The 26053-nt window shown below is 74.8% G+C and carries 23 protein-coding genes; 17 read left to right on the top strand and 6 right to left on the bottom strand.

Features of this window, described 5'->3' with window-relative positions; all coding sequences use genetic code 11:
* Positions 1-62: 62 nt before the first annotated feature.
* Positions 63-323 carry a 30S ribosomal protein S20 gene (gene rpsT, locus CS2_RS11965; RefSeq protein WP_046528676.1) on the bottom strand — a complete coding sequence of 87 codons (261 nt, stop codon included), beginning with the start codon at positions 321-323 and terminating at the stop codon, positions 63-65.
* Positions 324-468: 145 nt separating this feature from the next.
* The gene (locus CS2_RS11970) at positions 469-993 is read right to left on the bottom strand and encodes a type II toxin-antitoxin system PemK/MazF family toxin (protein ID WP_233421163.1); all 525 of its coding nucleotides are present in this window, start codon (positions 991-993) and stop codon (positions 469-471) included.
* A 70-nt stretch (positions 994-1063) separates the two neighbouring features.
* Here CS2_RS11970 and CS2_RS11975 point away from each other — a divergent pair, with 70 nt between their 5' ends.
* From CS2_RS11975 to CS2_RS11985, 3 genes are read left to right on the top strand one after another with little or no spacing between them, the layout of a single operon-like run.
* A complete protein-coding gene (locus tag CS2_RS11975) occupies positions 1064-2644 on the top strand; it encodes a circularly permuted type 2 ATP-grasp protein (protein WP_046528675.1) in 1581 nt (526 codons plus the stop codon).
* The gene (locus CS2_RS11980; RefSeq protein ID WP_046528674.1) at positions 2638-3567 is read left to right on the top strand and encodes an alpha-E domain-containing protein; all 930 of its coding nucleotides are present in this window, start codon (positions 2638-2640) and stop codon (positions 3565-3567) included. The genes CS2_RS11975 and CS2_RS11980 overlap by 7 nt, the downstream gene beginning before the upstream one ends.
* Entirely contained in the window at positions 3564-4403 is an 840-nt protein-coding gene (locus CS2_RS11985) for a transglutaminase family protein (RefSeq protein WP_070320165.1), read from the top strand. Before CS2_RS11980 ends, CS2_RS11985 begins: the two co-directional genes overlap by 4 nt.
* Positions 4404-4424: 21 nt before the next feature.
* On the opposite strand, the gene CS2_RS11990 is transcribed toward CS2_RS11985, so the two are convergent.
* Positions 4425-5144: a maleylpyruvate isomerase family mycothiol-dependent enzyme gene (locus CS2_RS11990; protein WP_070320166.1), complete on the bottom strand. Its 720-nt coding sequence runs from the start codon at positions 5142-5144 to the stop codon at positions 4425-4427.
* A 139-nt stretch (positions 5145-5283) separates the two neighbouring features.
* On the opposite strand from CS2_RS11990, the gene lepA reads away from it, so the two are divergent.
* Both lepA and hemW read left to right on the top strand, forming a co-directional pair.
* Positions 5284-7164: a translation elongation factor 4 gene (gene lepA, locus CS2_RS11995; RefSeq protein ID WP_046528671.1), complete on the top strand. Its 1881-nt coding sequence runs from the start codon at positions 5284-5286 to the stop codon at positions 7162-7164.
* Positions 7165-7195: 31 nt separating this feature from the next.
* Positions 7196-8434: a radical SAM family heme chaperone HemW gene (hemW, locus tag CS2_RS12000; RefSeq protein ID WP_070320167.1), complete on the top strand. Its 1239-nt coding sequence runs from the start codon at positions 7196-7198 to the stop codon at positions 8432-8434.
* 60 nt (positions 8435-8494) lie between these two features.
* Here the strand turns inward: hemW and CS2_RS12005 are convergent, their stop codons facing one another.
* The gene (locus CS2_RS12005; protein ID WP_046528669.1) at positions 8495-8884 is read right to left on the bottom strand and encodes a DUF4870 domain-containing protein; all 390 of its coding nucleotides are present in this window, start codon (positions 8882-8884) and stop codon (positions 8495-8497) included.
* Positions 8885-9048: 164 nt separating this feature from the next.
* Here CS2_RS12005 and CS2_RS12010 point away from each other — a divergent pair, with 164 nt between their 5' ends.
* A complete protein-coding gene (locus tag CS2_RS12010; RefSeq protein ID WP_070320168.1) occupies positions 9049-10017 on the top strand; it encodes a hypothetical protein in 969 nt (322 codons plus the stop codon).
* A 66-nt stretch (positions 10018-10083) separates the two neighbouring features.
* Here the strand turns inward: CS2_RS12010 and CS2_RS12015 are convergent, their stop codons facing one another.
* A complete protein-coding gene (locus tag CS2_RS12015) occupies positions 10084-10953 on the bottom strand; it encodes a DUF3097 domain-containing protein (protein ID WP_070320169.1) in 870 nt (289 codons plus the stop codon).
* Positions 10954-11122: 169 nt separating this feature from the next.
* Here CS2_RS12015 and hrcA point away from each other — a divergent pair, with 169 nt between their 5' ends.
* From hrcA to CS2_RS12030, 3 genes are all read left to right on the top strand, one after another.
* On the top strand, positions 11123-12145 hold the full coding sequence (gene hrcA, locus CS2_RS12020) for a heat-inducible transcriptional repressor HrcA (protein ID WP_070320170.1): 1023 nt from the start codon (positions 11123-11125) through the stop codon (positions 12143-12145).
* Positions 12146-12227: 82 nt separating this feature from the next.
* The gene (gene dnaJ, locus CS2_RS12025) at positions 12228-13352 is read left to right on the top strand and encodes a molecular chaperone DnaJ (protein ID WP_070320171.1); all 1125 of its coding nucleotides are present in this window, start codon (positions 12228-12230) and stop codon (positions 13350-13352) included.
* Entirely contained in the window at positions 13349-14107 is a 759-nt protein-coding gene (locus tag CS2_RS12030) for a 16S rRNA (uracil(1498)-N(3))-methyltransferase (RefSeq protein ID WP_070320172.1), read from the top strand. Before dnaJ ends, CS2_RS12030 begins: the two co-directional genes overlap by 4 nt.
* A 170-nt stretch (positions 14108-14277) precedes the next feature.
* Here CS2_RS12030 and ppdK read toward each other — a convergent pair whose 3' ends face one another.
* On the bottom strand, positions 14278-16998 hold the full coding sequence (gene ppdK / locus CS2_RS12035; RefSeq protein ID WP_070320173.1) for a pyruvate, phosphate dikinase: 2721 nt from the start codon (positions 16996-16998) through the stop codon (positions 14278-14280).
* Positions 16999-17207: 209 nt separating this feature from the next.
* On the opposite strand from ppdK, the gene CS2_RS12040 reads away from it, so the two are divergent.
* From CS2_RS12040 to CS2_RS12075, 8 genes are all read left to right on the top strand, one after another.
* Entirely contained in the window at positions 17208-18209 is a 1002-nt protein-coding gene (locus CS2_RS12040) for a PhoH family protein (protein WP_046528662.1), read from the top strand.
* Positions 18206-18658, top strand: a complete 453-nt coding sequence (gene ybeY, locus CS2_RS12045; protein WP_046528661.1) for an rRNA maturation RNase YbeY — start codon at positions 18206-18208, stop codon at positions 18656-18658. The genes CS2_RS12040 and ybeY overlap by 4 nt, the downstream gene beginning before the upstream one ends.
* On the top strand, positions 18655-19983 hold the full coding sequence (locus tag CS2_RS12050; protein ID WP_070320174.1) for a hemolysin family protein: 1329 nt from the start codon (positions 18655-18657) through the stop codon (positions 19981-19983). The genes ybeY and CS2_RS12050 overlap by 4 nt, the downstream gene beginning before the upstream one ends.
* Positions 19980-20900: a GTPase Era gene (gene era / locus CS2_RS12055; protein ID WP_070320175.1), complete on the top strand. Its 921-nt coding sequence runs from the start codon at positions 19980-19982 to the stop codon at positions 20898-20900. The genes CS2_RS12050 and era overlap by 4 nt, the downstream gene beginning before the upstream one ends.
* Positions 20901-20918: 18 nt before the next feature.
* Positions 20919-22484, top strand: a complete 1566-nt coding sequence (locus CS2_RS12060) for an alpha/beta hydrolase family protein (RefSeq protein ID WP_307416947.1) — start codon at positions 20919-20921, stop codon at positions 22482-22484.
* 201 nt (positions 22485-22685) lie between these two features.
* Positions 22686-23531 carry a PP2C family protein-serine/threonine phosphatase gene (locus CS2_RS12065; protein WP_233421165.1) on the top strand — a complete coding sequence of 282 codons (846 nt, stop codon included), beginning with the start codon at positions 22686-22688 and terminating at the stop codon, positions 23529-23531.
* Positions 23528-24946 (top strand): FHA domain-containing protein, encoded by a 1419-nt coding sequence (locus CS2_RS12070; protein WP_070320177.1) that lies wholly within the window; start codon positions 23528-23530, stop codon positions 24944-24946. Before CS2_RS12065 ends, CS2_RS12070 begins: the two co-directional genes overlap by 4 nt.
* Positions 24943-26053: serine/threonine-protein kinase (locus CS2_RS12075; RefSeq protein WP_070320178.1), on the top strand; the 1111-nt coding region annotated here is incomplete at its 3' end. The genes CS2_RS12070 and CS2_RS12075, both read left to right, overlap by 4 nt.

Here is a 26053-nt window from a genome sequence, read left to right on the forward strand (position 1 = left end):
CCCGGCGTTCGTGCGGTCACCGCGAGGTGACCGTGCGCGCAGGTGGAAGCTGCGCAGCGGGCTCAGAGGCCGTTGACGGCCTTCGCGAGCGCCGACTTGCGGTTCGCGGCCTGGTTGGCGTGGATCACGCCCTTCGACACGGCCTTGTCGAGCTTGCGCGAGGCGACCGTGAGCGCGGTCGCGGCAGCCTCCTTGTCGCCACCGGCGACGGCCTCGCGGACGCGACGCACGTACGTCTTCAGCTCCGACTTGACGGCCTTGTTCCGCAGCCGGGCCTTCTCGTTCGTGCGGATGCGCTTGATCTGGGACTTGATGTTCGCCACGTGTGGACTCTCTTTGTGTTCGCCGAAGCGATCTGACAGGTCGTAGAGGGCGTGCGCAGCGCCGGGACTGGGGCGTGGGGACACCCTCGGGAAAGGCCTGCGCGTGTGTCCACACCGACCCGGAGCGGACACGCAACTGACGATGCTACCAGCCGTGCAGCCGTGCGGCGGCGCGCACCACGGCGTCGTAGCGCCGCCGGTCGAGCGCGGCGCCCTCGCGGCGCACCGCGTCGGCGGGCAGGCGCAGCACGCGGTCGAGCCGGACCTCGCTCGGCCGCCCGCGGGGGTCCCACGCGCCCGTGCCGACGTCGAGCCACGTCCGGCCGTGCCGTGCCTCGTCCGCGGCGTCGCGGTCGTGGTCCTTGCTCGTGAGCATGAGCGCGACGATCACGGGGCCCTCGACGGCCAGCACGAGGACGGGGCGGTCCTTGCCGCGCGTGGCGTCCTCCTCGTAGGGCACCCACGTCCAGACGACCTCGCCGGGGTCGGGCCGGCCGTCGTCGCGCGGCGCGTACGCGGGTCGGACGCCCCCGCCCGACGGCGTGGTCGCAGCGCCTCCCGCGGACGGCGCGGAAGGGCCGGGTCGGGTCTGCGGCGCCCGCTCGCGCGTCGGCGCGAGCAGGGCACGCGTGGCCTGCCGCAGCAGTCCCGCCAGTCGTCCGGTGCGCACGTCCAGGAGCCTAGGGGTGAGCGGTGCGTCCCGTAACGCGACGTTGACACGGTCCGGCTACATTCGCGGCATGGCGGACCTCTTCGACGACTACCCGGCGGGGACCGCGTGGGACGAGATGATCGGGCCGGAGGGCGAGGCCCGCGCGGCGTACCGGCAGGTGCACTCGGCGCTCGCGCAGCTCTCGGCGGGCGAGCTGCGGGCCCGGGCCGACACGCTCGCGCGCTCGTACCTCAAGCAGGGCGTGACCTTCGACTTCGCGGGCGAGGAGCGGCCGTTCCCGCTCGACGTCGTGCCGCGCGTCCTCGCGGGTGACGAGTGGGAGCACGTCGCGCCCGGGGTCTCGCAGCGGGTGCGTGCGCTCGAGGCGTTCCTCGCCGACGTGTACGGCCCGCAGAAGGCGGTCGCCGACGGCGTCGTGCCGCGCTCGGTCGTCGTGTCCTCGACGCACTTCCACCGCGCCGCGCGCGGCGTCGAGCCGCCCAACGGCGTGCGCGTGCACGTGTCGGGCATCGACCTCGTGCGCGACTCGCTCGGCGGCTGGCGGGTCCTGGAGGACAACGTGCGCGTCCCGTCGGGCGTCAGCTACGTGCTGTCCAACCGCCGCGCGATGGCCCAGACGTTCCCCGAGCTGTTCGCGACACTGCGGATCAGGCCGGTCGTCGACTACTCGCGGCGCCTGCTCGCCGCGCTCATGGCCGCGGCGCCGGCGGGCGTCGACGACCCCACGGTCGTCGTGCTGACGCCGGGCGTGTACAACTCGGCGTACTTCGAGCACACGCTGCTCGCGCGCACCATGGGCGTCGAGCTCGTCGAGGGACGCGACCTGTACGTCGCGGGCGGGCGCGTGTGGATGCGTACGACGCGGGGCCGGCGCCGCGTCGACGTCATCTACCGCCGGGTCGACGACGAGTTCCTCGACCCGGTCGTGTTCCGCTCGGACTCGCTGCTGGGCTGCCCCGGCCTCATGACGTGCGCGCGCCTCGGCACGGTGACGCTCGCGAACGCGGTCGGCAACGGGGTCGCGGACGACAAGCTGCTGTACACGTACGTGCCCGACCTCATCCGGTACTACCTGGGCGAGGACCCGATCCTGCCGAACGTCGACACGTGGCGCCTGGAGGACCCCGGCGCGCTCGAGGAGGTCCTCGACCGCCTGCACGAGCTCGTGGTCAAGCCCGTCGACGGCTCCGGGGGCAAGGGGCTCGTGGTGGGGCCGCGGGCGACGCGATCCGAGCTGGACGAGCTGCGCGGGCGGCTCCGCGAGGACCCCCGCGGCTGGATCGCGCAACCGGTCGTGCAGCTGTCGACCGTGCCCACGCTCGTCGAGGACGGTCTGCGGCCCCGGCACGTCGACCTGCGGCCGTTCGCCGTCAACGACGGCGAGTCGGTCTACGTGCTGCCCGGCGGGCTGACGCGCGTCGCGCTGCCGGAGGGGCAGCTCGTCGTGAACTCGTCGCAGGGCGGCGGGTCGAAGGACACCTGGGTGCTCGGGGGGCGCGTGCCGCGCCGCGCGCCCGGCACGGGGCAGACGGTGCCGCAGACCGTGCCGAAGGACGCGTCGGTCCCGATCGACTCGAACCCGTCGGACCGGCGCGTGCAGGTCATGCAGCAGCAGCAGACGCTCGCGGTCGGGGGGACGACGTGCTGAGCCGCATCGCGGAGTCGCTGTTCTGGATCGGCCGCTACGTCGAGCGCGCCGACGACACCGCGCGCCTGCTCGACGTCCACGTGCAGATCCTGCTCGAGGACCCGTGGGCCGAGGAGGACCTGGCCTGCCGCTCGCTGCTGTCCGTGATGGACCGCCCGGCGCCGCCGGACCACGTCGAGGTGGGGCGCGAGCACGTGCTCGACGTGCTCGGGTACGACAGGTTCTCGCCGTCGTCGATCGCCGGTGCGCTGGTCGCGGCGCGCGAGAACGCGCGGCGCGCGCGCGAGATCGTCTCGACCGAGCTGTGGGAGTGCCTCAACGCGAGCTGGAACCAGCTGCCCTCGCAGATGCGGCCGGCACGACCGCACGACTACTTCACGTGGGTGCGCGAGCGGGCCGCGATCGTCGCGGGGATCGTGGAGTCCACCACGTCGCGCGACGAGACGTGGCACTTCCTGGTGCTGGGCCGCGCGATCGAGCGCGCCGACATGACCGCCCGTCTGCTGACGACGCGCGCGCTGCTCGGGTCCGCCGGCCCGGGGTGGTCGACGCTGCTGCGCTCGTGCGGTGCGCACGAGGCGTTCCTGCGGACGTACCGCGGCACGGCGTCCGACGAGCGTGCCGCGGGCTTCCTGCTGCTCGACCGGCTGTTCCCGCGGTCCATCGTGTACGCGCTCAACGAGGCGGAGGCCTCGCTCACGGCGCTCGAGCCCGTCGCGGACCGCGCCGGCATCGACGACGCGCGCCGGCACATCGGGCACGTGCGCTCGAACCTCGAGTACCGGCCGCTGCTGGAGGTCCTCGACGACCTCCCGCGCGAGATGGAGCTCGTGCAGCGGGCGTGCTCGGCGGCGTCCGACGCGATCCGAGCGCGGTACTTCCCGTCCGGGGCGGAGCTGACGTGGGTCGGGGAGGCGCTGTGAGCAGGTTGCGGATCGTCCACACGTCGACGTTCCGGTACGCCGACCCGGTCGTCGCGTCGTACAACGAGGCGCGCATGACGCCGCTGTCGCTGCCGGGCCAGTCGGTGCTGGAGACGCGGCTCGAGATCCAGCCGCAGACGTGGTCGCACGACTTCCGTGACTACTGGGGCACGCACGTCACCGCGTTCGAGGTGATCGCGCCGCACCGTTCGCTCGTGCTGACGGCCGAGCACGTCGTCGAGGTGGCCGAGCGCGCGGCGCCGTCGCAGTCGGTCGCGTGGGACGTGCTGCACGGGCCCGAGGTGCGCGACCGGCTCGCGGAGCACCTCGGCACGACCGACGCCACCGACGTCCCCGACGACGTCGTCGCGCTCGCGCGGTCCGCGGCCGAGGGGCTCGAGCCGGCGGCGGCCGCGGAGGCGGTGTGCCGCGCGCTGCGCGACGAGATGGAGTACATCCCCGGGGTCACCACCGTGCACACGCCGGCGGCCGAGGCGTGGGCGAGCCGGACGGGCGTGTGCCAGGACATGGCACACCTCGCGCTCGGTGCGCTGCGCGCGATCGGCGTGCCCGCGCGGTACGTCTCGGGGTACCTGCACCCGGACTCGTCGGGCGAGGTCGGGACGACGGTCACGGGGGAGTCGCACGCGTGGGTCGAGTGGTGGGCCGGCGAGTGGTACGGCTACGACCCGACCAACCGCGTGCCGGCGGGCGAGCACCACGTGGTCCTCGCGCGCGGACGCTGCTACGACGACGTCGCGCCCCTGCGCGGCATCTACGCGGGCGCGCAGACGCAGGACCTCGTGGTGCGGGTGCGGATCACGCGCGAGGCGTGACCGGCCGCTCCTCGGCGCGCGTCACGGCGTGATCCGACCCGCGAGCGCCGCGTCGAGCGCGGCGCGGTCGCCCGTGACGGCCAGCGCGTCGTCGGCGGGCGTCGTGCGGCCCCACAGCAGCAGCGCGAGCCGCTCGGCGGGCCCGTGGACGACGACCGACGGCTCCGCGGGCGCGTCGGGTGCCGCCGTCGTGTCCCACGTGCCGTGCGCGTCGTCGGCCACGAGCCGCACCCGCCCCGGCAGCCCGGGTGCGCGCCCCAGGGCCACCTGGCGCGGGTGCATGACCGCGACGACCTCGTCGACCGTGTCGGCCCAGAGCGCGGGCGCCACGTCGAGCGGCAGGCCGCCCGCCGTGCGCAGGTCCCACAGGTGCACGAGCGTCTCGTGCACCTGGCGGCGGTGCCAGAAGCGCACGACGCCGGAGTCGTCCAGCGTCCACGCGGGCGCGTCGGGGTCGAGCCCGGCGAGCGTCTCGCGCAGCTCGGCGGCCTGCGCGGCGTAGAACGCGTCGAGCACGAACGGCCCGCGACCGAGCGGCGTCTCCTGGCGGCGGCGCGCCTGCCCGGCCGCCCAGTGGTGGATCCGACCCAGGTGCTCGACGAGGTTCCGCACGCGCCAGCGGCCGCACCACGGCACGCGCACCTCGGCGTCGACCTCGCGCACCGACGCGAGGAACCGGTCCTGCAGATCCGCCAGCACGGCCGTCGTCGCGACGGGTGGGTGGCCCAGGGCGTCCGTCATGGGACCATGGTGCTGCCCGCCACCGACACCCCGACAGGGCCGGGGCCGCCACCGACCGTCGTGATCACGCCGCGCGCGTGCTCGAGTGCCGTCGGCGCGAGCGCCCGTCGAGCCCGTCCAGAAGCCGGAGAACGCCGAGTTGCCCATCCCGTCCGCCACCGCCGCCGCGCGGATCCGCCCGTCGGCGACCGCGCCCGAGCTGCTGCGCAACTTCTGCATCATCGCGCACATCGACCACGGCAAGTCGACGCTCGCCGACCGCATGCTGCAGCTCACGGGCGTCGTCGAGGCGCGTGCCATGCGCGCGCAGTACCTCGACCGCATGGACATCGAGCGCGAGCGCGGCATCACGATCAAGTCGCAGGCCGTGCGCATGCCGTGGGAGCTCGACGGCACGCCGTACGCGCTCAACATGATCGACACGCCCGGCCACGTCGACTTCACGTACGAGGTCTCGCGCTCGCTCGCCGCGTGCGAGGGCGCCGTGCTGCTCGTCGACGCCGCGCAGGGCATCGAGGCGCAGACGCTCGCGAACCTCTACCTCGCGCTCGAGAACGACCTGCAGATCATCCCCGTGCTCAACAAGATCGACCTGCCGGCCGCGCAGCCCGAGAAGTACGCCGAGGAGATCGCGGGGCTCGTCGGCGGCGACCCGGCCGACGTGCTCAAGGTGTCCGGCAAGACCGGCGAGGGCGTCGAGGCGCTCCTCGACCGGATCGTGCAGACCGTGCCGGCGCCGGTCGGCGACGCCGACGCGCCGGCCCGCGCGATGATCTTCGACTCCGTGTACGACACCTACCGCGGCGTCGTCACCTACGTCCGTGTCGTCGACGGCCGCCTCGACCCGCGCGAGCGCATCGTCATGATGTCGACGCGCGCGACGCACGAGCTCCTCGAGATCGGCGTCATCGCGCCCGAGCCCGTGCCGACCAAGGGCCTGGGCGTCGGCGAGGTCGGCTACCTCATCACCGGCGTGAAGGACGTGCGCCAGTCGAAGGTCGGCGACACCGTGACGAACGCGGCCAAGCCCGCGGACCAGGCGCTGGGCGGGTACTCCGACCCCAAGCCCATGGTCTTCTCGGGCCTGTACCCGATCGACGGGTCCGACTACCCGGCGCTGCGCGACGCGCTCGACAAGCTCAAGCTCAACGACGCCGCGCTGAACTACGAGCCCGAGACGTCGGTCGCGCTCGGCTTCGGCTTCCGTGTCGGATTCCTCGGCCTGCTGCACCTGGAGATCGTGCGCGAGCGGCTCGAGCGCGAGTTCGACCTCGACCTCATCTCGACCGCGCCGAACGTCGTCTACGACGTCACGCTCGAGGACCGCACCGAGGTCGTCGTGACGAACCCGAGCGAGTTCCCCGCGGGCAAGATCCGCGAGGTCCGCGAACCGGTCGTCAAGGCCACGATCCTCACGCCGTCGGAGTTCGTCGGCACGATCATGGAGCTGTGCCAGTCGCGGCGCGGCGACCTGCAGGGCATGGACTACCTGTCCGAGGACCGCGTCGAGATGCGCTACCTGCTGCCGCTCGCCGAGATCGTGTTCGACTTCTTCGACCACCTCAAGTCGCGCACGCGCGGGTACGCGAGCCTCGACTACGACACGACCGGCGACCAGGCCGCCGACCTCGTGAAGGTCGACATCCTGCTGCAGGGCGAGCAGGTCGACGCGTTCAGCGCGATCGTCCACAAGGACAAGGCGTACGCGTACGGCGTCATGATGACGGCCAAGCTCAAGGAGCTCATCCCGCGCCAGCAGTTCGAGGTGCCGATCCAGGCCGCGATCGGCTCGCGGATCATCGCGCGCGAGACCATCCGCGCGATGCGCAAGGACGTCCTCGCCAAGTGCTACGGCGGCGACATCAGCCGCAAGCGCAAGCTGCTCGAGAAGCAGAAGGAGGGCAAGAAGCGCATGAAGACCATCGGTCGGGTCGACGTGCCGCAGGAGGCCTTCATCGCCGCGCTCTCGTCCGACGGCGGCAGCGGCGGCAAGGACGCGAAGGACGCGAAGAAGAAGTGAGCGCGACGGCGCTCGTCGAGGGCGGCGCCGCGTGAGCCCGGCGCTGCCCGACGGCGACCCCGCACCGCCCGACGGCGCGCTGCCCGCGTCGGCGGCGGCCGGTGCCGACGCGCGCCGGTTCGGCGTCTACCTGCACGTGCCCTTCTGCGCCGTGCGCTGCGGGTACTGCGACTTCAACACCTACACCGCGACCGAGCTGGGCGGGGGCGCGAGCCTCGACGCGTACGCGTCGACCGCCCTCGGCGAGGTCGCGCTCGCCGACCGCGTCCTGCGGGACGCGGGCGTGCCGCACCGCGCGGTGTCGACCGTGTTCGTCGGCGGCGGCACGCCGACGCTGCTGCCGGTCGACGACCTCGTGCGCCTGCTGGCCGGCGTGCGCGACACGTGGGGGCTCGCGCCCGGCGCCGAGGTCACGACCGAGGCCAACCCCGACTCGGTGACGCCCGAGGGGCTCGCGCGCCTCGCGGCGGGCGGCGTCACGCGGGTGTCGTTCGGCATGCAGTCGGCCGTGCCGCACGTGCTCGCGACGCTCGAGCGCACGCACGACCCCGCGCGGGTCCCGGACGTCGTGCGGTGGGCGCGCGACGCGGGGCTGCGGGTGTCGCTCGACCTCATCTACGGCACGCCGGGGGAGTCGCTCGACGACTGGCGGCGCTCGGTCGACGTCGCGCTGAGCACCGGGGTCGACCACGTCAGCGCGTACGCGCTGGTCGTCGAGCCCGGCACGCGCATGGCGGTGCAGGTGCGCCGCGGCGAGCTGACGCTGCCCGACGAGGACGACCAGGCGACCAAGTACGAGCTCGTCGACGACCTGCTCACGGCCGCCGGGCTGCGCTGGTACGAGGTGAGCAACTGGGCCCGCACGCCCGCGGACGCGTCGCAGCACAACCTCGGGTACTGGCGCGGGGACGACTGGTGGGGGATCGGCCCGGGTGCCCACAGCCACGTCGGCGGCGTGCGGTGGTGGAACGTCAAGCACCCGCGCGCGTACGCGGACCGGCTGGGACGCGGGCTGAGCCCGGCCGCGGGCCGCGAGCTCGTCGACGCGGGCACCGCGCAGCTCGAGCGCGTCATGCTGGGCGTGCGCGTCGCCGAGGGGCTGCCGGTCGCCGACCTCGAGCCTGCCGCACGGGCCGCGGTCGCGGGGCTCGTCGCGGACGGCCTGGTCGACGGCCGCGCCGCGCTGGGTGCCGACGGCGAGCGCCGGGTCGTCCTCACGCGTCGCGGGCGGCTGCTGGCCGACGCCGTGGTGCGCGCGCTCGTCGTCTGACGCGCCGTCCGCCCCGGTGCCGGCGCTCGCCGGACCCGCCACGGACCGGTGGCGTCGCCGTCAGGGGACGAAGCGGATCGTCAGCGGGTAGCGGTACCACTCCCAGCGGCTCGCGGCGACGGCCGCGAGGACGCCGAGCACGACCCACGCCACGAGCACGCCGAGCAGCACGGGCGACAGCAGCCCGAACGTCACGACGGCCACGACGGCCGCCAGGGCGAGGGCGACGAGCGACGCGAGCTGGAAGTTGAGCGACTCCTTGGCGTGGTGCTCGAGGAACGGCCCGCGGCCGCGGAAGACGAGCCACACGACGAGCGGCGGCACGAAGCCGAGGCCGAGCAGCGGGAGCACGTGCGCCAGGATCGCCCACGTGCGCTCCTCGTCGGGCCGCAGCGGCGGGGCGGGTGGCGGCGGGCCCCAGGCCGGTGGCCCGTCGGCGGGGTGGGTCACGTGGGTGCTCCGGTCGCAGGGGGTGAAGTCCGCGCGTAGCGTACAGGTGCGGACGGGTGCACGTGGCGGGATCGGGACTTCTGGACTTGACACGTTCTGTCGCGTTTCGGTTCTCTGACCCGCGGGACGGCCCACGTCCCTTCCTGTGACCTGGAGGGTCCTTGATGAGCGAGAACACCGGGGGCGTGCCGCCCCGCGACGAGGACGGCCGCGACGTGCCGCCGCCCCCGCCGGGCTACGGCCAGCCGGGCGGCGACGTGCCGCCCGCCGCGCCGCAGCCGGGCGCGCCCACCCCGCCCCCGGGCGGCGCCTACCCGCCGCCCCCGGGCTACGGCACGCCGCCGCCCCCGGGGTACGGCACCACGCCGCCGGCGTCGCCGTACGGCCAGCCGGCGGGTCAGCCCTACGGCCAGCAGCCCTACGGCCAGCCGTACGCGCCGGCACCGGGCCAGGTCGACATCGGCAACGGCTTCTCGTGGGCGTTCTCCAAGTTCGGTCAGAACTGGGTGACGTTCCTGGTCGGCACGCTGCTGTGGTTCATCGGCATCAGCGTCGTGACGTCGCTCGTGTCGGGCATCTTCGGCGGCTTCGGCTCGCTGATCGGCCGCGACGGCAGCGGCGTCGGCGCCGGCTTCGCGCTGGCCTCGGCCGGCATCGCGGGTGCGGTCGTCACGGCCGTGACGATCCTGCTGGGGTCGCTGTTCAGCGCCGCGGTCATCGGCACCGCGCTCAAGGTCACGGCCGGGCGTCCGGTGTCGCTGGCCGACATGTTCGACTTCTCGCACGTGGCCCAGGTGTTCGTGCTGGGTCTGCTGCTCGCGGTCGCCAACGGGGTCCTCACGTTCATCCCGTTCTTCGGCGCGCTCGCGCAGATCGCCATCACGTACTTCGTGTTCTTCGGCTACCACCTGATCGTCGACCGCAACCTCGGCGCGATCGACGCGATCCGCGAGTCGGTGCAGCTGCAGACCCGCAACGTCGGGTCCTCGGTGCTCGTGGTGCTCGTCGCCATCGCGATCGTCGTGGTGGGCATCATCGCGTGCTTCGTCGGCGTGCTGGTCGCCGGCCCGGTCGCCGCGCTGTTCTCCGCGTACGCGTACCGCCGCGTGACGAACGGGCAGATCGCGGCCTGACGGCCAAGGTGCACGGCACGAGGCCCGCCCGGGCTCCCCGGGCGGGCCTCGTCGTGCCGGGTCGTGTCAGGCGGTGACGAAGTCGATGAGCTCCTCGACGCGTCCCAGCAGGCTCGGCTCGAGGTCCGCGTACGAGCGCACCGAGCGCAGGATCCGCTGCCACGCGCGCGCGACGTCCGCCTGCTCGGCGGCCGGCCACCCGAGCTCGCGCAGGATCCCGCGCTTCCACTCGGTGCCGCGCTCGATCGTGGGCCACGACGTGAGCCCGAGCCGCTCGGGGCGCACGGCCTGCCACACGTCGACGTAGGGGTGCCCCAGCACCAGCACCGTGCCCGCGGGCACGCCGCGGACGGCCTCGGCGGCGATCCGGCTCTCCTTCGACCCCGGCACGAGGTGGTCCACGAGCACGCCGACGCGCCGGTCGGCGCTCGGCCGGAAGTCGCGCAGCGCGTCGGCGAGGTGGTCCACGCCGTCGAGCAGCTCGACCACGACGCCCTCGACGCGCAGGTCGTCGCCCCACACCTTCTCGACGAGCTCGGCGTCGTGCTTGCCCTCGACCCAGATGCGCGACCCGCGCGCGACGCGCGCCGGTGCGTCGGGCACGGCGACCGACCCGGACGCGGTGCGGGTCGGCCGGGCGGGCGCGCGGGACGTCACGGGCGCGGTGAGGACGACGGGCTCGCCGTCGACCCAGAACCCCGGGCCGAGCCGGAAGGTCCGCGTGCGGCCCCGCCGGTCCTCGAGCACGACGACGTGCTGCCCGCCGGACTTCTCGACCCGCACGACCGCGCCGACCCAGCCGGTCTCGACGTCCTCGACGACGAGGCCGTGCTCGGCCGGCTGGTCGCGCGCCGTGCGCGGCGGGCGGTGGTGCGCGGTGCGGGGGGCGGAGCGGTCCGACGACAGCACGTCGGAGCCGTAGCGGTCGTGGGTCACGCGGGAGACTCTAGGAGGTCCGTGCGGGACGTGACGGGTGACGCGCTGCCTCGCCGTGGTCCCGCCGGGGGGACCGCGTAGAATTGGCACTCGGTCCGGGCGAGTGCTACGTCACGGGCCGCGGGGCGCCCCCCGCACGGGTGGGCGCACGGGCGACGGAGGAGGCGAGATGAGCGAGGACCGTCGGCTGGACGTGCTGCGCGCGATCGTCGAGGACTACGTCGCGACGCGCGAGCCGGTCGGGTCGCGCGCGCTCACCGAGCGGCACGCGCTCGGCGTGTCGCCGGCGACGATCCGCAACGACATGGCCGCGCTCGAGGACGCCGGGCTCATCGTCCAGCCGCACACCTCGGCCGGTCGCGTGCCCACCGACCTCGGCTACCGCGTGTTCGTCGACCAGCTCTCGGGCGTCAAGCCGCTCTCGGCGGCCGAGAAGCGCGCGATCGGCCTGCTGCTGGAGGAGGCGGTCGACCTCGACGACGTCATCGACCGCGCCGTGCGGCTGCTCGCGCAGCTGACCCACCAGGTCGCGGTCGTGCAGTACCCGTCGCTGCGGCGCTCGGCCCTGCGGCACGTCGAGCTCGTGCCCGTCGGCGCGCGGCACCTGCTGGTCGTCATCATCACGACCACCGGGCGCGTCGAGCAGCGCACGCTCGAGCTCCGCGAGGACCTCGACGAGTCGGTCGTCGCGCGTCTGCGCGTGCGCCTCAACGTCGCGGCCGCCGGGATGCGGCTGGCCGAGCTGGACGGCGCGCTGCAGGACCTCGCGGCGGAGTTCACGCCCGCGGGCGGCGACCTCGTGCGCGCCGTCGTCGCGATGGTCTCCGAGACCCTGGCGCAGGAGAGCGAGGAGCGCGTGGTCGTCGCCGGCGCCTCGCACCTCGCGCGCAGCGCGGGCGCCGACTTCGCGCACACCCTCGGCCCGGTCCTCGAGGCGCTCGAGGAGCAGGTCGTGCTGCTGCGGCTGCTGTCGGAGATGGCCGAGGACGCCTCGGGCGTCGCGGTGCGCATCGGCCGCGAGACGCAGCACGAGGGCCTCGCCGAGACCAGCATCGTCACGAGCGGCTACGGCGGCGACGGGTCGTCGGTCGCCGTGCTCGGGTCGGTCGGCCCGCTGCGCATGGACTACCCCCAGACCATGGCGGCGGTGCGTGCCGTCGCCCGGTACCTGACCCGGATCCTCGCGGGCTGACGGCGCGCCGCGCACGCGCCGTCCGGCGCCCCGCGCAGGCCCGTCCACGCCACGCACGAGCAGGAAGCGAGCACCACGCCACGTGACCGACTACTACGAGATCCTGGGCGTCGCGCGCGACGCGACGCCCGAGCAGATCAAGAAGGCGTACCGCAAGCTCGCACGCGAGCTGCACCCCGACGTCGCGGGGACGGACGCCGCGACCGAGGAGCGGTTCAAGGACGTGTCGCGCGCGTACGACGTGCTCGGCAACCCCGACAAGCGCCGTGCGTACGACATGGGCGCCGACCCGTCGTCGCCCGGCGGCGGCATGGGCGGCGGCTTCGGGTTCCAGGACATCTTCGAGACGTTCTTCGGCGCCGCCGGCGGTGGGGCCCAGCGCGGGCCCGCACCGCGCGCGCGGCGCGGCCAGGACGCGCTCGTGCGCCTCGACCTCGACCTCGCCGAGGCCGCGTTCGGCGTGCACCGCGAGATCCAGGTGGACACCGCGGTGCTGTGCCCGACGTGCGGCGGCACGTGCTGCCGCCCGGGCACGTCGCCCCGCACGTGCGACGTGTGCGGCGGGCGCGGCTCGGTGCAGCGCGTCGCGCAGTCGTTCCTCGGCCGGGTCATGACGACGCAGCCGTGCGCGGCGTGCCACGGGTTCGGCACGGTCATCCCCGAGCCGTGCACCGAGTGCGCGGGCGAGGGGCGCGTGCGCTCGCGGCGGACGCTGTCCGTCGACGTGCCCGCGGGCGTCGACACCGGTACGCGCATCAAGCTCACCGGCCAGGGCGAGGTCGGCCCCGCGGGCGGCCCCGCGGGCGACGTGTACCTCGAGGTGCGCGAGCGCAAGCACGACACGTTCGTGCGCCAGGGCGACGACCTGCACGCGACGCTGCAGGTCCCCATGACGGCGGCGGCGCTCGGCACGGTGCTCACGATGCAGACGCTGGACGGCGAGCGCGAGGTCGACCTGCGTCCCGGCACGCAGCCCGGGCAGGTCGTCACGCTCAAGGGGCTCGGCGTCGGCCACCTGCACGTCGGCGGTCGCGGCGACCTGCACGTGCACGTCGAGGTCCAGGTGCCCACGCCCGCCGACGACGAGCAGGCCGAGCTGCTGCGGCGGCTCGCCGCGCTGCGCGGCGAGGAGCGACCCGAGGCGCGGCTCGCGGCCGCCCACCCGGGCGTGTTCTCCAAGCTGCGCGACAAGCTCGCCGGCCGGTGAGCGCACCGGTCTTCCTCGTCGACGCCGGCCGGCTCGACGACGTCGTCGCGGGCGGGGAGTTCCTGCTCGACGGCAGCGAGGGGCGGCACGCGGGCGTCGTGCAGCGCCGCGGTCCGGGGGAGCGCGTCGACGTCGTCGACGGTGCGGGCGTCCGGCTGCTCGGGCGCGTGCGCGCCGCCGGTCCCGAGGGCGTGCGGATCGACGTCGACGACGTCGTGCGCGAGCCCGCGCCGTCGCCGCGGCTCGTGCTCGTGCAGGCGCTCGCCAAGGGCGACCGCGACGAGATGGCGATCGAGGCGGCGACCGAGGTCGGCGTCGACGTGGTCGTGCCGTGGCAGGCCGAGCGCTCGGTCGTCATCTGGCGGGGCGACCGCGCGCAGAAGAGCCGCGCACGGTGGATCGGGACGGTGCGCACGGCCACCAAGCAGTCGCGCCGCGCGTGCGTGCCGCTCGTCGAGCAGGCCCTCGACGGCAAGGGGCTCGTCGCGCACGTCGCCGACGTGGTGGCCGCGGGCGGGGTCGTCGTCGTGCTCCACGAGAGCGCGACGCGACCGCTGCACGAGGTCACGCCGCCCGCCGCCGGCGACCTGCTGGTCGTGGTGGGCCCCGAGGGCGGCATCAGCGACCGCGAGCTCGACGCGCTCGCCGGGGCCGGCGCGCTGACCTGCCGGCTCGGGCCGCACGTGCTGCGCACGTCGACCGCGGGCCCGGTCGCGCTCGCGATGCTCGCCGACCGGCTCGGCCGCTGGGGCTGAGCCCGCCCGGCGCGGTGCGCCGTCGGATCGCGCTCTCGCGGTGCGTGGGCCTGGATCGCGCTCTCGCGGTGGGTCGGGTGGGGCTGGATCGCTCTCTCGCGGTGGTTGTGGGGTGGGACTGGATCGCTCTCTCGCGGTGAGAGGGCGATCCAGCCCGTCCGTCGCGCCGGTCAGCGCGAGTCGCTGCCCTCGTGCTCGACCGCCGCGCGGCCCGCCTCGAGCCGCGCGACCGGCACCCGGAACGGCGAGCAGGACACGTAGTCGAGGCCGACGGCGTCGAAGAACCGGATCGACTCGGGGTCGCCGCCGTGCTCGCCGCACACGCCGAGCGTGAGGTCGGGACGCGTCGCGCGGCCCAACCGGACCGCCGTCTCGACGAGCTGCCCGACGCCCTTGACGTCGATCGTCTCGAACGGCGACACCGACAGCACGCCGTTGGCGGTGTACTGCGCGAAGAACGCACCCTCGACGTCGTCGCGGCTGAAGCCCCACGTGGTCTGCGTGAGGTCGTTCGTGCCGAACGAGAAGAACGCCGCCTGGGTCGCGATGCGGTCCGCCGTGAGCGCCGCGCGCGGCAGCTCGATCATGCAGCCGACGGGCAGCTCGACCGGCACGCCCCGCTCCGCGCCGACCTCGACCATGATGGTCAGCGCGCGCTCGCGGACGAGCCGCAGCTCCTGCACCGAGCCCACGAGCGGCACCATGATCTCGGCGTGCGGGTCGCCGCCCGCGGCCAGCCGTGCCGCGACCGCCTCGCACACGGCGCGGATCTGCAGGTCGAACAGCCCGGGGACCACCAGCCCGAGCCGTACGCCGCGCAGGCCGAGCATCGGGTTGGCCTCGTGCATGCGCCGCACCGCGGCGAGCAGGGCCACGTCGCCGTCGTCGACCTCGCCGCGCTCGGCCGCGAGGGCGACCTTGACGGACAGCTCGGTGAGGTCCGGCAGGAACTCGTGCAGCGGCGGGTCGATGAGGCGGATGGTCGTCGGCAGGCCGTCCATCGCCTCCAGCAGGTCCGTGAAGTCGGCGCGCTGCAGCGGCAGCAGCGCGTCGAGCGCGGCCTGCCGCTGCGTGTCGTCCGCGGCGAGCACGACCCGCTCGACGAGCACGCGCCGCTCGCCGAGGAACATGTGCTCGGTGCGGCACAGGCCGATGCCCTGCGCGCCCAGGCGGCGCGCCCGCGCGGCGTCCTGCGCCGTGTCGGCGTTGGCGTGCACGTGCAGGCGCCGGGTCGTGTCGGCGTGCCGCAGGATCCGGTCGACGGCGCGCACGAGGTCGCGCGTCTCGTCGTCGGGCGCCGCCTCGAGCGCGGCGTCCAGACCGTCCTCGAGGTACCGCTGCACGGGGGAGGGCACGACGGGCACGTCGCCCAGGAACACCTCGCCGCTCGTCCCGTCGATCGCGAGCACGTCGCCCTCGCGCACCGTGCGGCCGCGCGCGGTGAGCGAGCGGTCGGCCTGGTCGACGACCAGCTCCTCCGCGCCGACGACGCACGTGCGCCCCATGCCGCGCGCCACGACCGCGGCGTGCGACGTCTTGCCGCCGCGCGCCGTCAGCACGCCCACCGCGGCGATCATGCCGCCCAGGTCGTCGGGGTTGGTCTCGCGCCGCACGAGCACGACGTCCTCGCCGCGCGCGGCCCACTCCTGCGCGGTCGCGGGGTCGAACACCGCGCGGCCGACCGCGGCGCCCGGCGACGCGGGCATCGCGCGCGTCAGCAGCACGCGGTCGGCCGCGCCGTCGGGGGCGGGTGCGAACTGCGGGAACTGCAGCTGCGCGAGCTGCGCGCCCGACACGCGCGAGAGCGCCTCGTCCATCGTGATGAGGTGCTCGTCGACCAGCTGGCACGCGATCCGGAACGCGGCCGGCGCCGTGCGCTTGCCGACGCGCGTCTGCAGCATCCACAGCTTGCCGCGCTCGATCGTGAACTCGATGTCGCACAGGTCGCGGTAGTGCGTCTCGAGGCGGCGCATCGCCTGGCGCAGCTCGGCGTACGCCGCGGGGTCGACCTGCTCGAGGTCGGCCAGCGACAGCGTGTTGCGGATGCCGGCGACCACGTCCTCGCCCTGCGCGTTCACCAGGTAGTCGCCGTAGTCGCCCGTGCGGCCCGTCGCGGGGTCCCGCGTGAACGCCACGCCCGTGCCCGACGTCGGCCCCAGGTTGCCGAACACCATCGTGCAGACGTTGACCGCCGTGCCGAGGTCGTCGGGGATCCGCTCCTTGCGGCGGTAGAGACGCGCGCGCTCGGTGCCCCACGAGTCCAGGACCGCGACGATCGCCATGTCGAGCTGCTCGCGCGGGTGCTGCGGGAACTCGCGTCCCGACTCGTCGCGCACGATCTGCTTGTACGTGCCGACGAGCGCGCGCAGGTCCTGCGCGTCGAGGTCGACGTCGGCCGTCACGCCACGCCCGGCCTTCGCCTTGTCGAGAGCGTCGGCGAACAGGTCGGCGTCGATGCCGAGCACCGTGCGTCCGAACATCTGGATCAGCCGGCGGTAGGAGTCCCACGCGAACCGCTCGTCGCCCGACAGCTCGGCCAGGCCCTGCACGGACGCGTCGTTCAGCCCGACGTTGAGGACCGTCTCCATCATGCCGGGCATCGAGAACTTCGCGCCCGAGCGCACCGACACCAGCAGCGGGTCGTGGAAGTCCCCGAGCCGGCGGCCGAGCTCGTCCTCGAGGTGCCGGACCGCCATCGTCACCTCGACGCGCAGCTCGGGCGGCACCTCGCCCGTGCGCAGGTACGCGCGGCACGCCTCGGTCGTGATCGTGAAGCCCGGCGGGACCGGCAGGCCGAGCCGGGTCATCTCGGCGAGGTTCGCGCCCTTGCCGCCGAGCAGGTCCTTCTGGTCCTTGTCGCCCTCGCTGAAGTCCTTCACGTAGCGGGCCACGGTGCCTCCTCCGGGTCGCACCCGTCAGGCTCCGTTGCCCGACGGCCTCCTGCCAGTGTTCTCCTGCCCCGACCCGGACGCCCGGGGACGAAGGGCCCACGACGGCGGGAACTCGCGGGCCCTCGTGGGACCTGCGCCGTAGGATGGAGGCGTGCCCGCAGCCGCCGGGCCACCCACGAGAGAAGGAGCGCACGGCAGCCGCCGAGCACATGGCCGAGCCCACCCCCACCGCCAGCGTCCCCGAGCCGCGGCACGCGCGCGTCGAGCACCGCATCACCGTCCCGCCGGACGTGTCGATGGTCGAGCTGCTCGGGCTGCGCGACGAGGTCCTGCGCAGCATCGAGGACGGCTTCGCGACCGTCGACGTCCACGTGCGCGGCAACGAGGTCACGCTCGCGGGGCCCGCGGGCGACGTCGCGCTCGTCACGCGCCTGGTCGACGAGCTCGTCGAGATGGCCGCCGCGGGCACGCCGCTGAGCCCCGAGGTCGTGCAGCGGTCGGTGACGATGCTTACGGCCGACTCCGGCGCGCGTCCCGCCGACGTCCTGACCTTCAACATCCTGTCGACGCGCGGGCGCACGATCCGCGCGAAGACGGCGGGCCAGAAGGACTACGTCGACGCGATCGAGCGCAACACCGTGACGTTCGGCATCGGGCCGGCGGGCACCGGCAAGACGTACCTCGCGATGGCCAAGGCCGTGCAGGCGCTGCAGGCGCGCAGGGTCAACCGCATCGTGCTGACGCGCCCCGCGGTCGAGGCCGGCGAACGGCTCGGGTTCCTGCCCGGGTCGCTGTCCGAGAAGATCGACCCGTACCTGCGGCCGCTGTACGACGCGCTGCACGACATGGTCGACCCCGAGTCGATCCCGCGGCTCATGGAGGCCGGCACGATCGAGGTCGCGCCGCTCGCGTACATGCGCGGGCGCACGCTGAACGACGCGTTCATCATCCTCGACGAGGCGCAGAACACGTCGGTCGAGCAGATGAAGATGTTCCTCACGCGCCTGGGCTTCGGGTCCAAGGTCGTCGTGACGGGGGACGTCACCCAGGTCGACCTGCCGAGCGCGACCACGTCGGGGCTGCGGGTCGTCGAGAAGGTCCTCGCGGGTGTCGAGGACGTCGAGTTCTGCCGGCTGACGTCGAAGGACGTGGTCCGGCACCGGTTGGTGGGAGAGATCATCGACGCGTACGCGAGGTGGGACGGGGCATGAGCGTCGAGGTGAGCAACGAGTCGGGCGTCGAGGTCGACGAGGCGGAGTTCGCCGCGCTCGGCCGGTACGTCATGGACGCGATGCACGTGCACCCGCAGGCCGACCTGTTCGTGCGGCTGGTCGACACGGCCACGATGACGGACCTGCACGTGCGGTGGATGGACGAGCCCGGCCCGACCGACGTCCTGTCGTTCCCCATGGACGAGCTGCGGCCCGGTCGCGAGGGTGAGCCCGCGGGGCCCGGCGTGCTCGGCGACGTCGTGCTGTGCCCCGAGGTCGCCGCGACCCAGGCGCGCACCGCCGGGCACTCGACGGCCGAGGAGATGCTGCTGCTCACGACGCACGGCATCCTGCACCTGCTGGGGTACGACCACGTCGAGCCCGACGAGGAGAAGGAGATGTTCGCGCTGCAGCGGCAGCTGCTGCTGACGTTCCTGGCCGGGCGATGACCGGGGTCCCCGTCGCCGGCCTCGTGGCCGTCGCGGTCGCGGGCATCGTGCTGGCCGCCGCGCTCTCGGCCGGCGAGGTCGCGGTGCTGCGGGTCACGCGCTCGCGCGTCGCCGAGCTCGAGGCCGAGCGGCCCGGCGCCGCGGAGCGCGTGCGGCGGCTCGTGGACGACCCCGCGCGGGTCGCGCAGGCCGCGTCGTTCGTGCGGCTGCTGGGCGAGATGACCGCGACGGTGTGCCTCACGCTCGCGATCAGCGCCGGCTCGCTGTCCTGGTGGGCGACCGCGCTGCTGGCGATCGCCGCGTGCGCGGTCGTGGCGTTCCTGCTCGTGCGCGTCAGCCCGCGCAGCATGGGCCGGCGGCACCCCGTCGGCGTGCTCGCCGCGCTGTCGCGCCTGCTGCTCGTCGTCACGGCCGTCGCGGGCGGCGTGGGCCGGCGCGCCGACCCGACCGTCGCCGCCGCGGGCGTCGACGACACCGAGCTGCGCGACATGGTCGACCGCGTGAGCGAGTCCGACGGCTTCGAGGACGACGAGCGCGACATGTTCCGCTCGGTCCTCGAGCTGGGCGACACGCTCACGCGCGAGGTCATGGTGCCGCGCACCGACATGATCACCGCGCACGCGGACACGCCGCTGCACAAGGTGCTCGCCCTTCTGCTGCGCTCCGGGTTCTCGCGCGTGCCCGTCGTCGGCGACTCGGTCGACGACATGCTCGGCGTGCTGTACCTCAAGGACGTCGTGCGCCGGATCCCCGCCCGCGGCGCCACGCCCGGCGACGACCCGCTCGACGCGCCCGCGTCGTCGCTCGTGCGCCCGCCCGTCTACGTCCCGGAGTCCAAGCCGGTCGACGAGCTGCTCCGCGAGCTGCGCGACGGGTCGAGCCACATCGCGCTCGTCGTCGACGAGTACGGCGGCATCGCGGGCCTCGTGACGATCGAGGACGCGCTCGAGGAGATCGTCGGCGAGCTCACCGACGAGCACGACACGAGCGCACCGGGTGTCGAGGAGCTGCCCGACGGCGGCTACCGTGTCCCGGCGCGCCTGGGGCGCGACGAGCTGGGGGACCTGTTCGGCATCGAGGTGGAGGACGAGGACGTGGACACGGCAGCGGGACTGCTCGCCAAGGCGCTGGGCAAGGTGCCGCTCCCGGGATCGGTGGGCGAGATCCACGGCCTGCGGCTCGAGGCCGAGCGCGTCGAGGGGCGCCGCAAGCGGCTCGCGACCGTGCTGGTGCACCGCGCGGCGGACGACGGCGCGGCGCACGACGCCACGCCCGGCCGCGGCGTGCCCGCGGCCGCGGACCACGGGACGGAGGTGGCGCGGTGACGCACCGGTCCGGCTTCGCGTGCTTCGTGGGACGCCCCAACGCGGGCAAGTCCACGCTGACCAACGCGCTCGTGGGGCAGAAGGTCGCCATCACGTCGGGGCGCCCGCAGACCACGCGGCACGTCGTGCGGGGGATCGTCCACCGCGACGACGCGCAGCTCGTGCTCGTCGACACCCCCGGGCTGCACCGTCCGCGCACGCTGCTGGGCGAGCGCCTCAACGACCTCGTGCGCGACACGCTCACCGAGGTCGACGTCGTCGGGTTCTGCCTGCCCGCCGACGAGAAGATCGGCCCCGGCGACCGTTACATCGCCGAGCAGCTCGCGCGGCTCGCGACCCCGGGGCGCCCCGGCGTGCCCGTCGTCGCGGTCGTCACCAAGGCCGACAAGGTCCCGCGCGCGCGGCTCGCCGAGCAGCTGATCGCGGTCGACCAGCTCGGCGAGTGGGCGGACGTCGTGCCCGTGTCCGCGCAGGACGGCTACCAGGTGGACGTCGTCGCGGACGTGCTCGTGGGGCACCTGCCCGAGGGGCCGGCGCTCTACCCCGAGGGCGAGCTGACCGACGAGCCCGAGCAGGTCATGGTCGCCGAGCTCGTGCGCGAGGCCGCCCTCGAGGGCGTGCGCGACGAGCTCCCGCACTCGCTCGCGGTCGTCGTCGAGGAGATCGTGCCGCGCGAGCAGCCCCCGGGCGCCGACGGCCGTCAGCTGCTCGACGTCCGCGTCAACCTCTACGTCGAGCGCGACAGCCAGAAGGCCATCGTCATCGGCCGCGCCGGCGCGCGCCTGCGCGACGTGGGCACGCGCGCCCGCACGCAGATCGAGGCGCTGCTCGGCGCGCGCGTCTTCCTCGACCTGCACGTCAAGGTCGCCAAGGACTGGCAGCGCGACCCCAAGCAGCTCGGCAGGCTGGGCTTCTGAGGTGACGTGGCTCCCGCGGTGACCGGACCCCAGGAGGACGGCGCACCCGAGCCGGCCGCCACCACGTCGACCTGGCGTCGTGTGGTGCGCCGGCGTGACCCCGGCGCGCCCGCCGGGCGCCCCGAGAACCTGTACCGCGTCGTCGCGGGCGTCGCGCTGGGCGTCGTGCTGCTCGCCGTGCTCGGGGCCGTCCTCGGTCCGCGCTGGACGCCCGAGCCGCTCGAGCGGGTGATCGAGGTCGAGACGGCGCGCACCGCGATCGGCGCTGCGCCGTCGCTGCGCACGTACGACGTCCGCGAGGTCGTCGTGACCGTGCCGCTCGACGGTGCGAGCGTCCAGGCGCGGATCAGCGTCCCCGTGGGGGCGCCGGGCCCGCTGCCGGGCGTGGTGTTCGTGCACGGTGCCGGCACGGGGAAGTTCGCGCAGGCGTTCGTCGCCCAGGCGCGCAGCCTCGCGGAGCACGGCGTCGTCGCGATGGTGCCGGACAAGCGCCTCGACACGTACACGACCCGCCACCGCGACTACGTCGCGATGGCCCAGGACTACCTGCGCTCGGTCGACCTGCTGCGGGACCGGCCCGAGGTCGACCCGGACCGCGTCAGCGTGTACGCCGAGAGCGAGGGCGGCTGGATCGCGCCCGTCATGGCGGTCGAGGACCCGGCGATCGAGGGCGTGGTCCTCGTGTCGTCGCCGGTCGTGCCGCCGCGGCAGCAGGCCGCGTTCGCGGTCGACGCGTACCTGCGCAACACGGGCGTGCCGGACGCGGTGTTCCGGGCGATCCCGCGCGCGGTCGGCATGACCATGCCCGGCGGCGGGTTCGAGTACGTCGACTTCGACGTCGAGCCGTGGCAACGGCGCATGACGCAGCCCGTGCTGGTCGTCTACGGCACGGGTGACGCGTCGATGCCGATCGTGCAAGGCGCCCTGCAGGTGCGCGACGACGTCGCCGCCGCCGGCAACGAGGACGTGACGATCCGCTACTACGCGGACGCCGACCACGGCATCCGCGTGGGCGGGCAGGTCGCGCCGACGTTCCTGCGCGACCTGTCCGGCTGGGTCCTCGGGCTGCCCGGGACGCGCGACGCCGAGCCGCACGTCGCGGGCGCGCAGCCGTTCCAGCCGTACGTCGCCGGGCCCGTGCCGCAGCCGCGGTGGCTGCGCGACGGCGACGTCCTGCTCGGCCTCGTCGTCGGCGCACCCGCGCTGATGCTCCTCGCGGGCGCCGCGGTCGGCACGACCAGGGTCGTGCAGCGCACCACGCGGCGGCGCTCCCCGCCGCGTGACGCGACGCACGGCCCGCGGCTGTTCGGGCGGGGGGTCGCCGCCCGGCTGACCGCCCTCGCGGCGGCGAGCGTCGTGACCGTGCTCGCGCTCATCTGGTACCTCGTGGCCATCGCACGGCTCGCGATGGACTACGAGCGCAACGCGTGGGTCGTGCAGGGCGGGTGGGTCGCGGTGCGTCTGCTCGGCGTCGTGGCCGTGCTCGCGGCCGTGCTGCTGGCCCGGCGCGTGCACGACGTGCACCACGCGGGTGCCGCCGTGGCGCCCGGCGTGGTGCGGACCCTCGCGACGTGGGGGTGCTGACGGGCTCGGCGGTGCTGCTCGTGGTGCTCGCGTACTGGGGCGTGTACCAGCTGGGCATCTGAGGGTGAACTGGACGGACGCACGTGAACCGCACCGCTCAGGTGAGGCACCATGTGCGCCGATGACTCTGGCAGGCGAGGACGGGGTGGTGCAGTGCGCACGTCGTGGGGTTCGGCGACGGATCGGGGACGCGTCCGCGAGGTGAACGAGGACGCCCTGCTGGCGTACCCGCCGGTGTTCCTCGTCGCCGACGGCATGGGCGGCCACGACGCGGGTGACCTCGCGAGCCGGATCGCCGTCGAGGAGTTCGCGCAGCTGGCCGGCCAGCAGTCCGCGACGTCCGACGACGTGCACGCGTGCTTCGACCGCACGTCGGCCCGGATCCGCACCGAGTTCACCGGCGGGCGGCGCGGCGGCACGACCGTCGCGGGGGTCGCGGTCACGCAGCACGACGGCGGCTGGTACTGGCTGGTCTTCAACGTCGGGGACTCGCGCGTGTACCGCTGGGCCGACGGCGCTCTCGAGCAGGTCAGCGTCGACCACTCGGTCGTGCAGGAGCTCATCGACGCGGGCGAGATCACGCCCGACGGCGCGCGGCGCCACCCGGAGCGGCACGTGCTCACGCGCGCGCTCGGCACCGGCGAGCCGCCCGAGCCCGACTACTGGCTGCTGCCCGCGGGCGTCACCGACCGCCTGCTGATCTGTACCGACGGGCTCACGCGTGAGCTCGGCGACGACGACATCGCACGCGTCGTCGCCGCGGTCAGCGACCCCCAGGACGCGGCCGCGCAGCTCGTGCAGCACGCGCTCGAGCGCGGCGGGCGCGACAACGTCAGCGCGGTCGTCGTCGACGTCGCGACGGCCGCGACGCCCGCCGAGCAGACGCACGTCACGGCTCCGCGGTCGGCCCCCGACCTGGGGCCGCACCTGTGGGACGAGATGCTCAACGGCGCGACCGTCCCGCGGACGTCGTCCACGGCGCCCGCCGACACCGCCCCGCAGCCCCGGACGACCACGCCCGACCACGCCCAGGAGGACCCCGCATGACCGAGACGCCCCACCACGAGTACCAGGACGGGCAGTGGACCGCCGTCGCCGGTGCGGGCTTCCTCGCGCTCGTCGAGCCGGACGCGCCCGCGCACGTGGTCGACGGGCTGTGGCGCGTCGCGCGCGGCGACGGCGACGTGCTCGGCGCGCTCGGCGTGGTCGCCGCCGACGGCTTCGCGTCGCTGCCGCGGTTCGCGGTCGTGCGCACCGACGCCGACGGTGCCGTGCACGCCGTGCTGCGCGGGCCCCTGCTGCTGCGGCTGCACGGGGCCGACGAGGTCCAGGAGGTCGCCGCCGGCGACGGTGCCGTGTGGACCGAGCACCGTGCCCTGGGTGTGCGCGGTCTCGTGCTCGTCACCGGTGCCGCGCAGGAGCCGGCGGCCTCGTGGTGGCCGCTGGTCGGTGGCGTGGTGCGCGCCGCGGGGCTGCGCACCGGGCAGGTGCACGCCGAGCAGCCCGCGGCCGACGCCGCCCCGCTGACGCACGAGCAGCCGGTCGTCGAGCAGGTGCCGTCGGCGCCCGTCGCGGGCCCGGCGCCCGCCGCTGCGGCGGAGCCCGCGCCGGCGGTCGAGCCCGTCGTCGTCGAGCCTGTCGCCCCGACCGAGCACGTCGCCCCGGCCGTGCCCGTCGTGGCGCCCGAGCCCGTCGCCGCGCCCGAGCCGGTCGTGGCCCCCGAGCCGGTCGCGCCCGTCGTCGCGTCCGCGGGCGAGGACGACGCCTGGTCCGGGGGGATCGCGTGGCCCACGGCCGCCGAGGTCGAGCCCGAGCCGGTCGCGGACCCGTCGCCGGCGGCGACCGCCACGCCCGAGGAGGCCCCGTGGTGGCAGGTCGGCACGGCCTCGCGGCCCTCGCCCGACCCCGAGCCGCAGCCCGCCGCCGCGGCGCCCGCGGACGTCCCGGCCGCCGTCGCCGCCGTCGCACCGGTCGCGACCGTCGCGCCCGACGACGAGGCCGCCGACGACCACGACGGGATGACGATCCTGTCGAGCGACCTCGCGCGGCTGCGCGACCGGCTCCCCACGTGGAGCCAGGACGCCGTGCCCGGGCCGTTCCCCGCGCCCGAGCCCGCGCCGCTGCCCGCGCGCCTCGTGCTGTCCACGGGGCTGGTCGTCGCGCTCGACCGCGCCGTGCTGCTCGGCCGCGCGCCGCAGGTCGCCCGCGTGACCAACCGCGAGCTGCCGCGCCTCGTGACCGTGCCGAGCCCCAACCAGGACATCTCCCGCACGCACGCGGAGGTGCGCACCGAGGGCGAGCACGTGGTGGTCACCGACCTCGACTCGACGAACGGCGTCCACGTGTCGCGCCCGGGCCAGGGCGTGCGTCGCCTGCACCCGGGCGAGCCGAGCGTCGTCGGCACGGACGAGGTCGTCGACCTCGGCGACGGCGTGACGTTCACCGTGGAGCGCAGCGCGTGACAGCTCGTCGTGAGGCGTCCGCGCCGCCGGACCTGCCGGGCTACGAGCACGTCCGCGTGCTCGGGCTCGGTGGCTTCGCGGACGTCTTCCTGTACCACCAGCACCTGCCGAGCCGCGACGTCGCGGTCAAGGTGCTGCTCGCGGGCAGCCTCGACGACGACGTGCGCGCGCGGTTCCAGACCGAGGCCAACCTCATGGCCCAGCTGTCGCACCACCCGTCGATCGTCACGATCCACCACGCGGCGATCGCCGCGGACGGCCGCCCGTACCTCGTCATGGAGTACTGCTCGCGCCCCGGCCTCGCGGAGCGGTACCGCGCCGAGCGCATGTCCGTGGCCGAGGTGCTGCGCATCGGCGTGCGTCTCGCGTCGGCGGTCGAGACGGCGCACCGTGCCGGCATCCTGCACCGCGACATCAAGCCCGCGAACGTCCTCACCACGGACTTCGGGTGGCCGGCGCTGACCGACTTCGGGATCGCCGCCACGACCGGCCCCGGGGCGCAGGCGATGGGCATGTCGATCCCGTGGTCGCCGCCGGAGCTGCTGGCCGAGCGCCCGCACGGCGACGAGCGGTCCGACGTGTACTCGCTCGCCGCGACGATCTACTCGCTGCTGGCGGGCCGCTCGCCGTTCGAGCTGCCCGGGGGCAACAACAGCGCGCAGCAGCTCGTCGCGCGCATCGAGCGTTCGCCCCTGCCCGCGATCGGGCGCGAGGACGTGCCCCCGCAGCTGCAGACCGTGCTCGAGCGTGCGATGTCGAAGCACCCGTCGCGACGCTTCCCGTCGGCCGTCGCGGTCGCGCGCGCCCTGCAGGAGGTCGAGGCGGCGCTGCGGCTGCCCGTGACACCCCTCGACCTGACCGACGACGTGCCGCCGGCCGCCCTCCCCGCGACGGGTGCGCCGGCGGACGGTGTCGACGACGACGCCACCCGCCTGCGCGGCATCGCGCTGCCCGCGTCTGCCGTGACCACCGGGGGCGAGGAGGAGGCCGCGACCCGGGCGCGGTCGGTCGTCGTCGGTCGCCCGACGCTCGTGCCGCCCGCGCCCAGCGCGGCGCCCGCGCCGACGGGCGTGCCGGTCGACGCGCCGCCGCGCCGCCGGACGCGCC

The organism is Cellulomonas iranensis NBRC 101100 = JCM 18110 (assembly GCF_001552375.1).
Lineage (GTDB): Bacteria > Actinomycetota > Actinomycetes > Actinomycetales > Cellulomonadaceae > Cellulomonas > Cellulomonas iranensis.

Bases quoted from the DNA above. Each gene is read 5' to 3' on its own strand.
- CS2_RS11975 (WP_046528675.1), top strand. From the start codon at position 1,064: ATGGCGGACCTCTTCGACGACTACCCGGCGGGGACCGCGTGGGACGAG.
- CS2_RS11990 (WP_070320166.1), bottom strand. From the start codon at position 5,144: ATGACGGACGCCCTGGGCCACCCACCCGTCGCGACGACGGCCGTGCTG.
- CS2_RS12010 (WP_070320168.1), top strand. From the start codon at position 9,049: ATGAGCGAGAACACCGGGGGCGTGCCGCCCCGCGACGAGGACGGCCGC.
- hrcA (WP_070320170.1), top strand. From the start codon at position 11,123: ATGAGCGAGGACCGTCGGCTGGACGTGCTGCGCGCGATCGTCGAGGAC.
- CS2_RS12040 (WP_046528662.1), top strand. From the start codon at position 17,208: ATGGCCGAGCCCACCCCCACCGCCAGCGTCCCCGAGCCGCGGCACGCG.
- ybeY (WP_046528661.1), top strand. From the start codon at position 18,206: ATGAGCGTCGAGGTGAGCAACGAGTCGGGCGTCGAGGTCGACGAGGCG.
- CS2_RS12050 (WP_070320174.1), top strand. From the start codon at position 18,655: ATGACCGGGGTCCCCGTCGCCGGCCTCGTGGCCGTCGCGGTCGCGGGC.
- CS2_RS12070 (WP_070320177.1), top strand. From the start codon at position 23,528: ATGACCGAGACGCCCCACCACGAGTACCAGGACGGGCAGTGGACCGCC.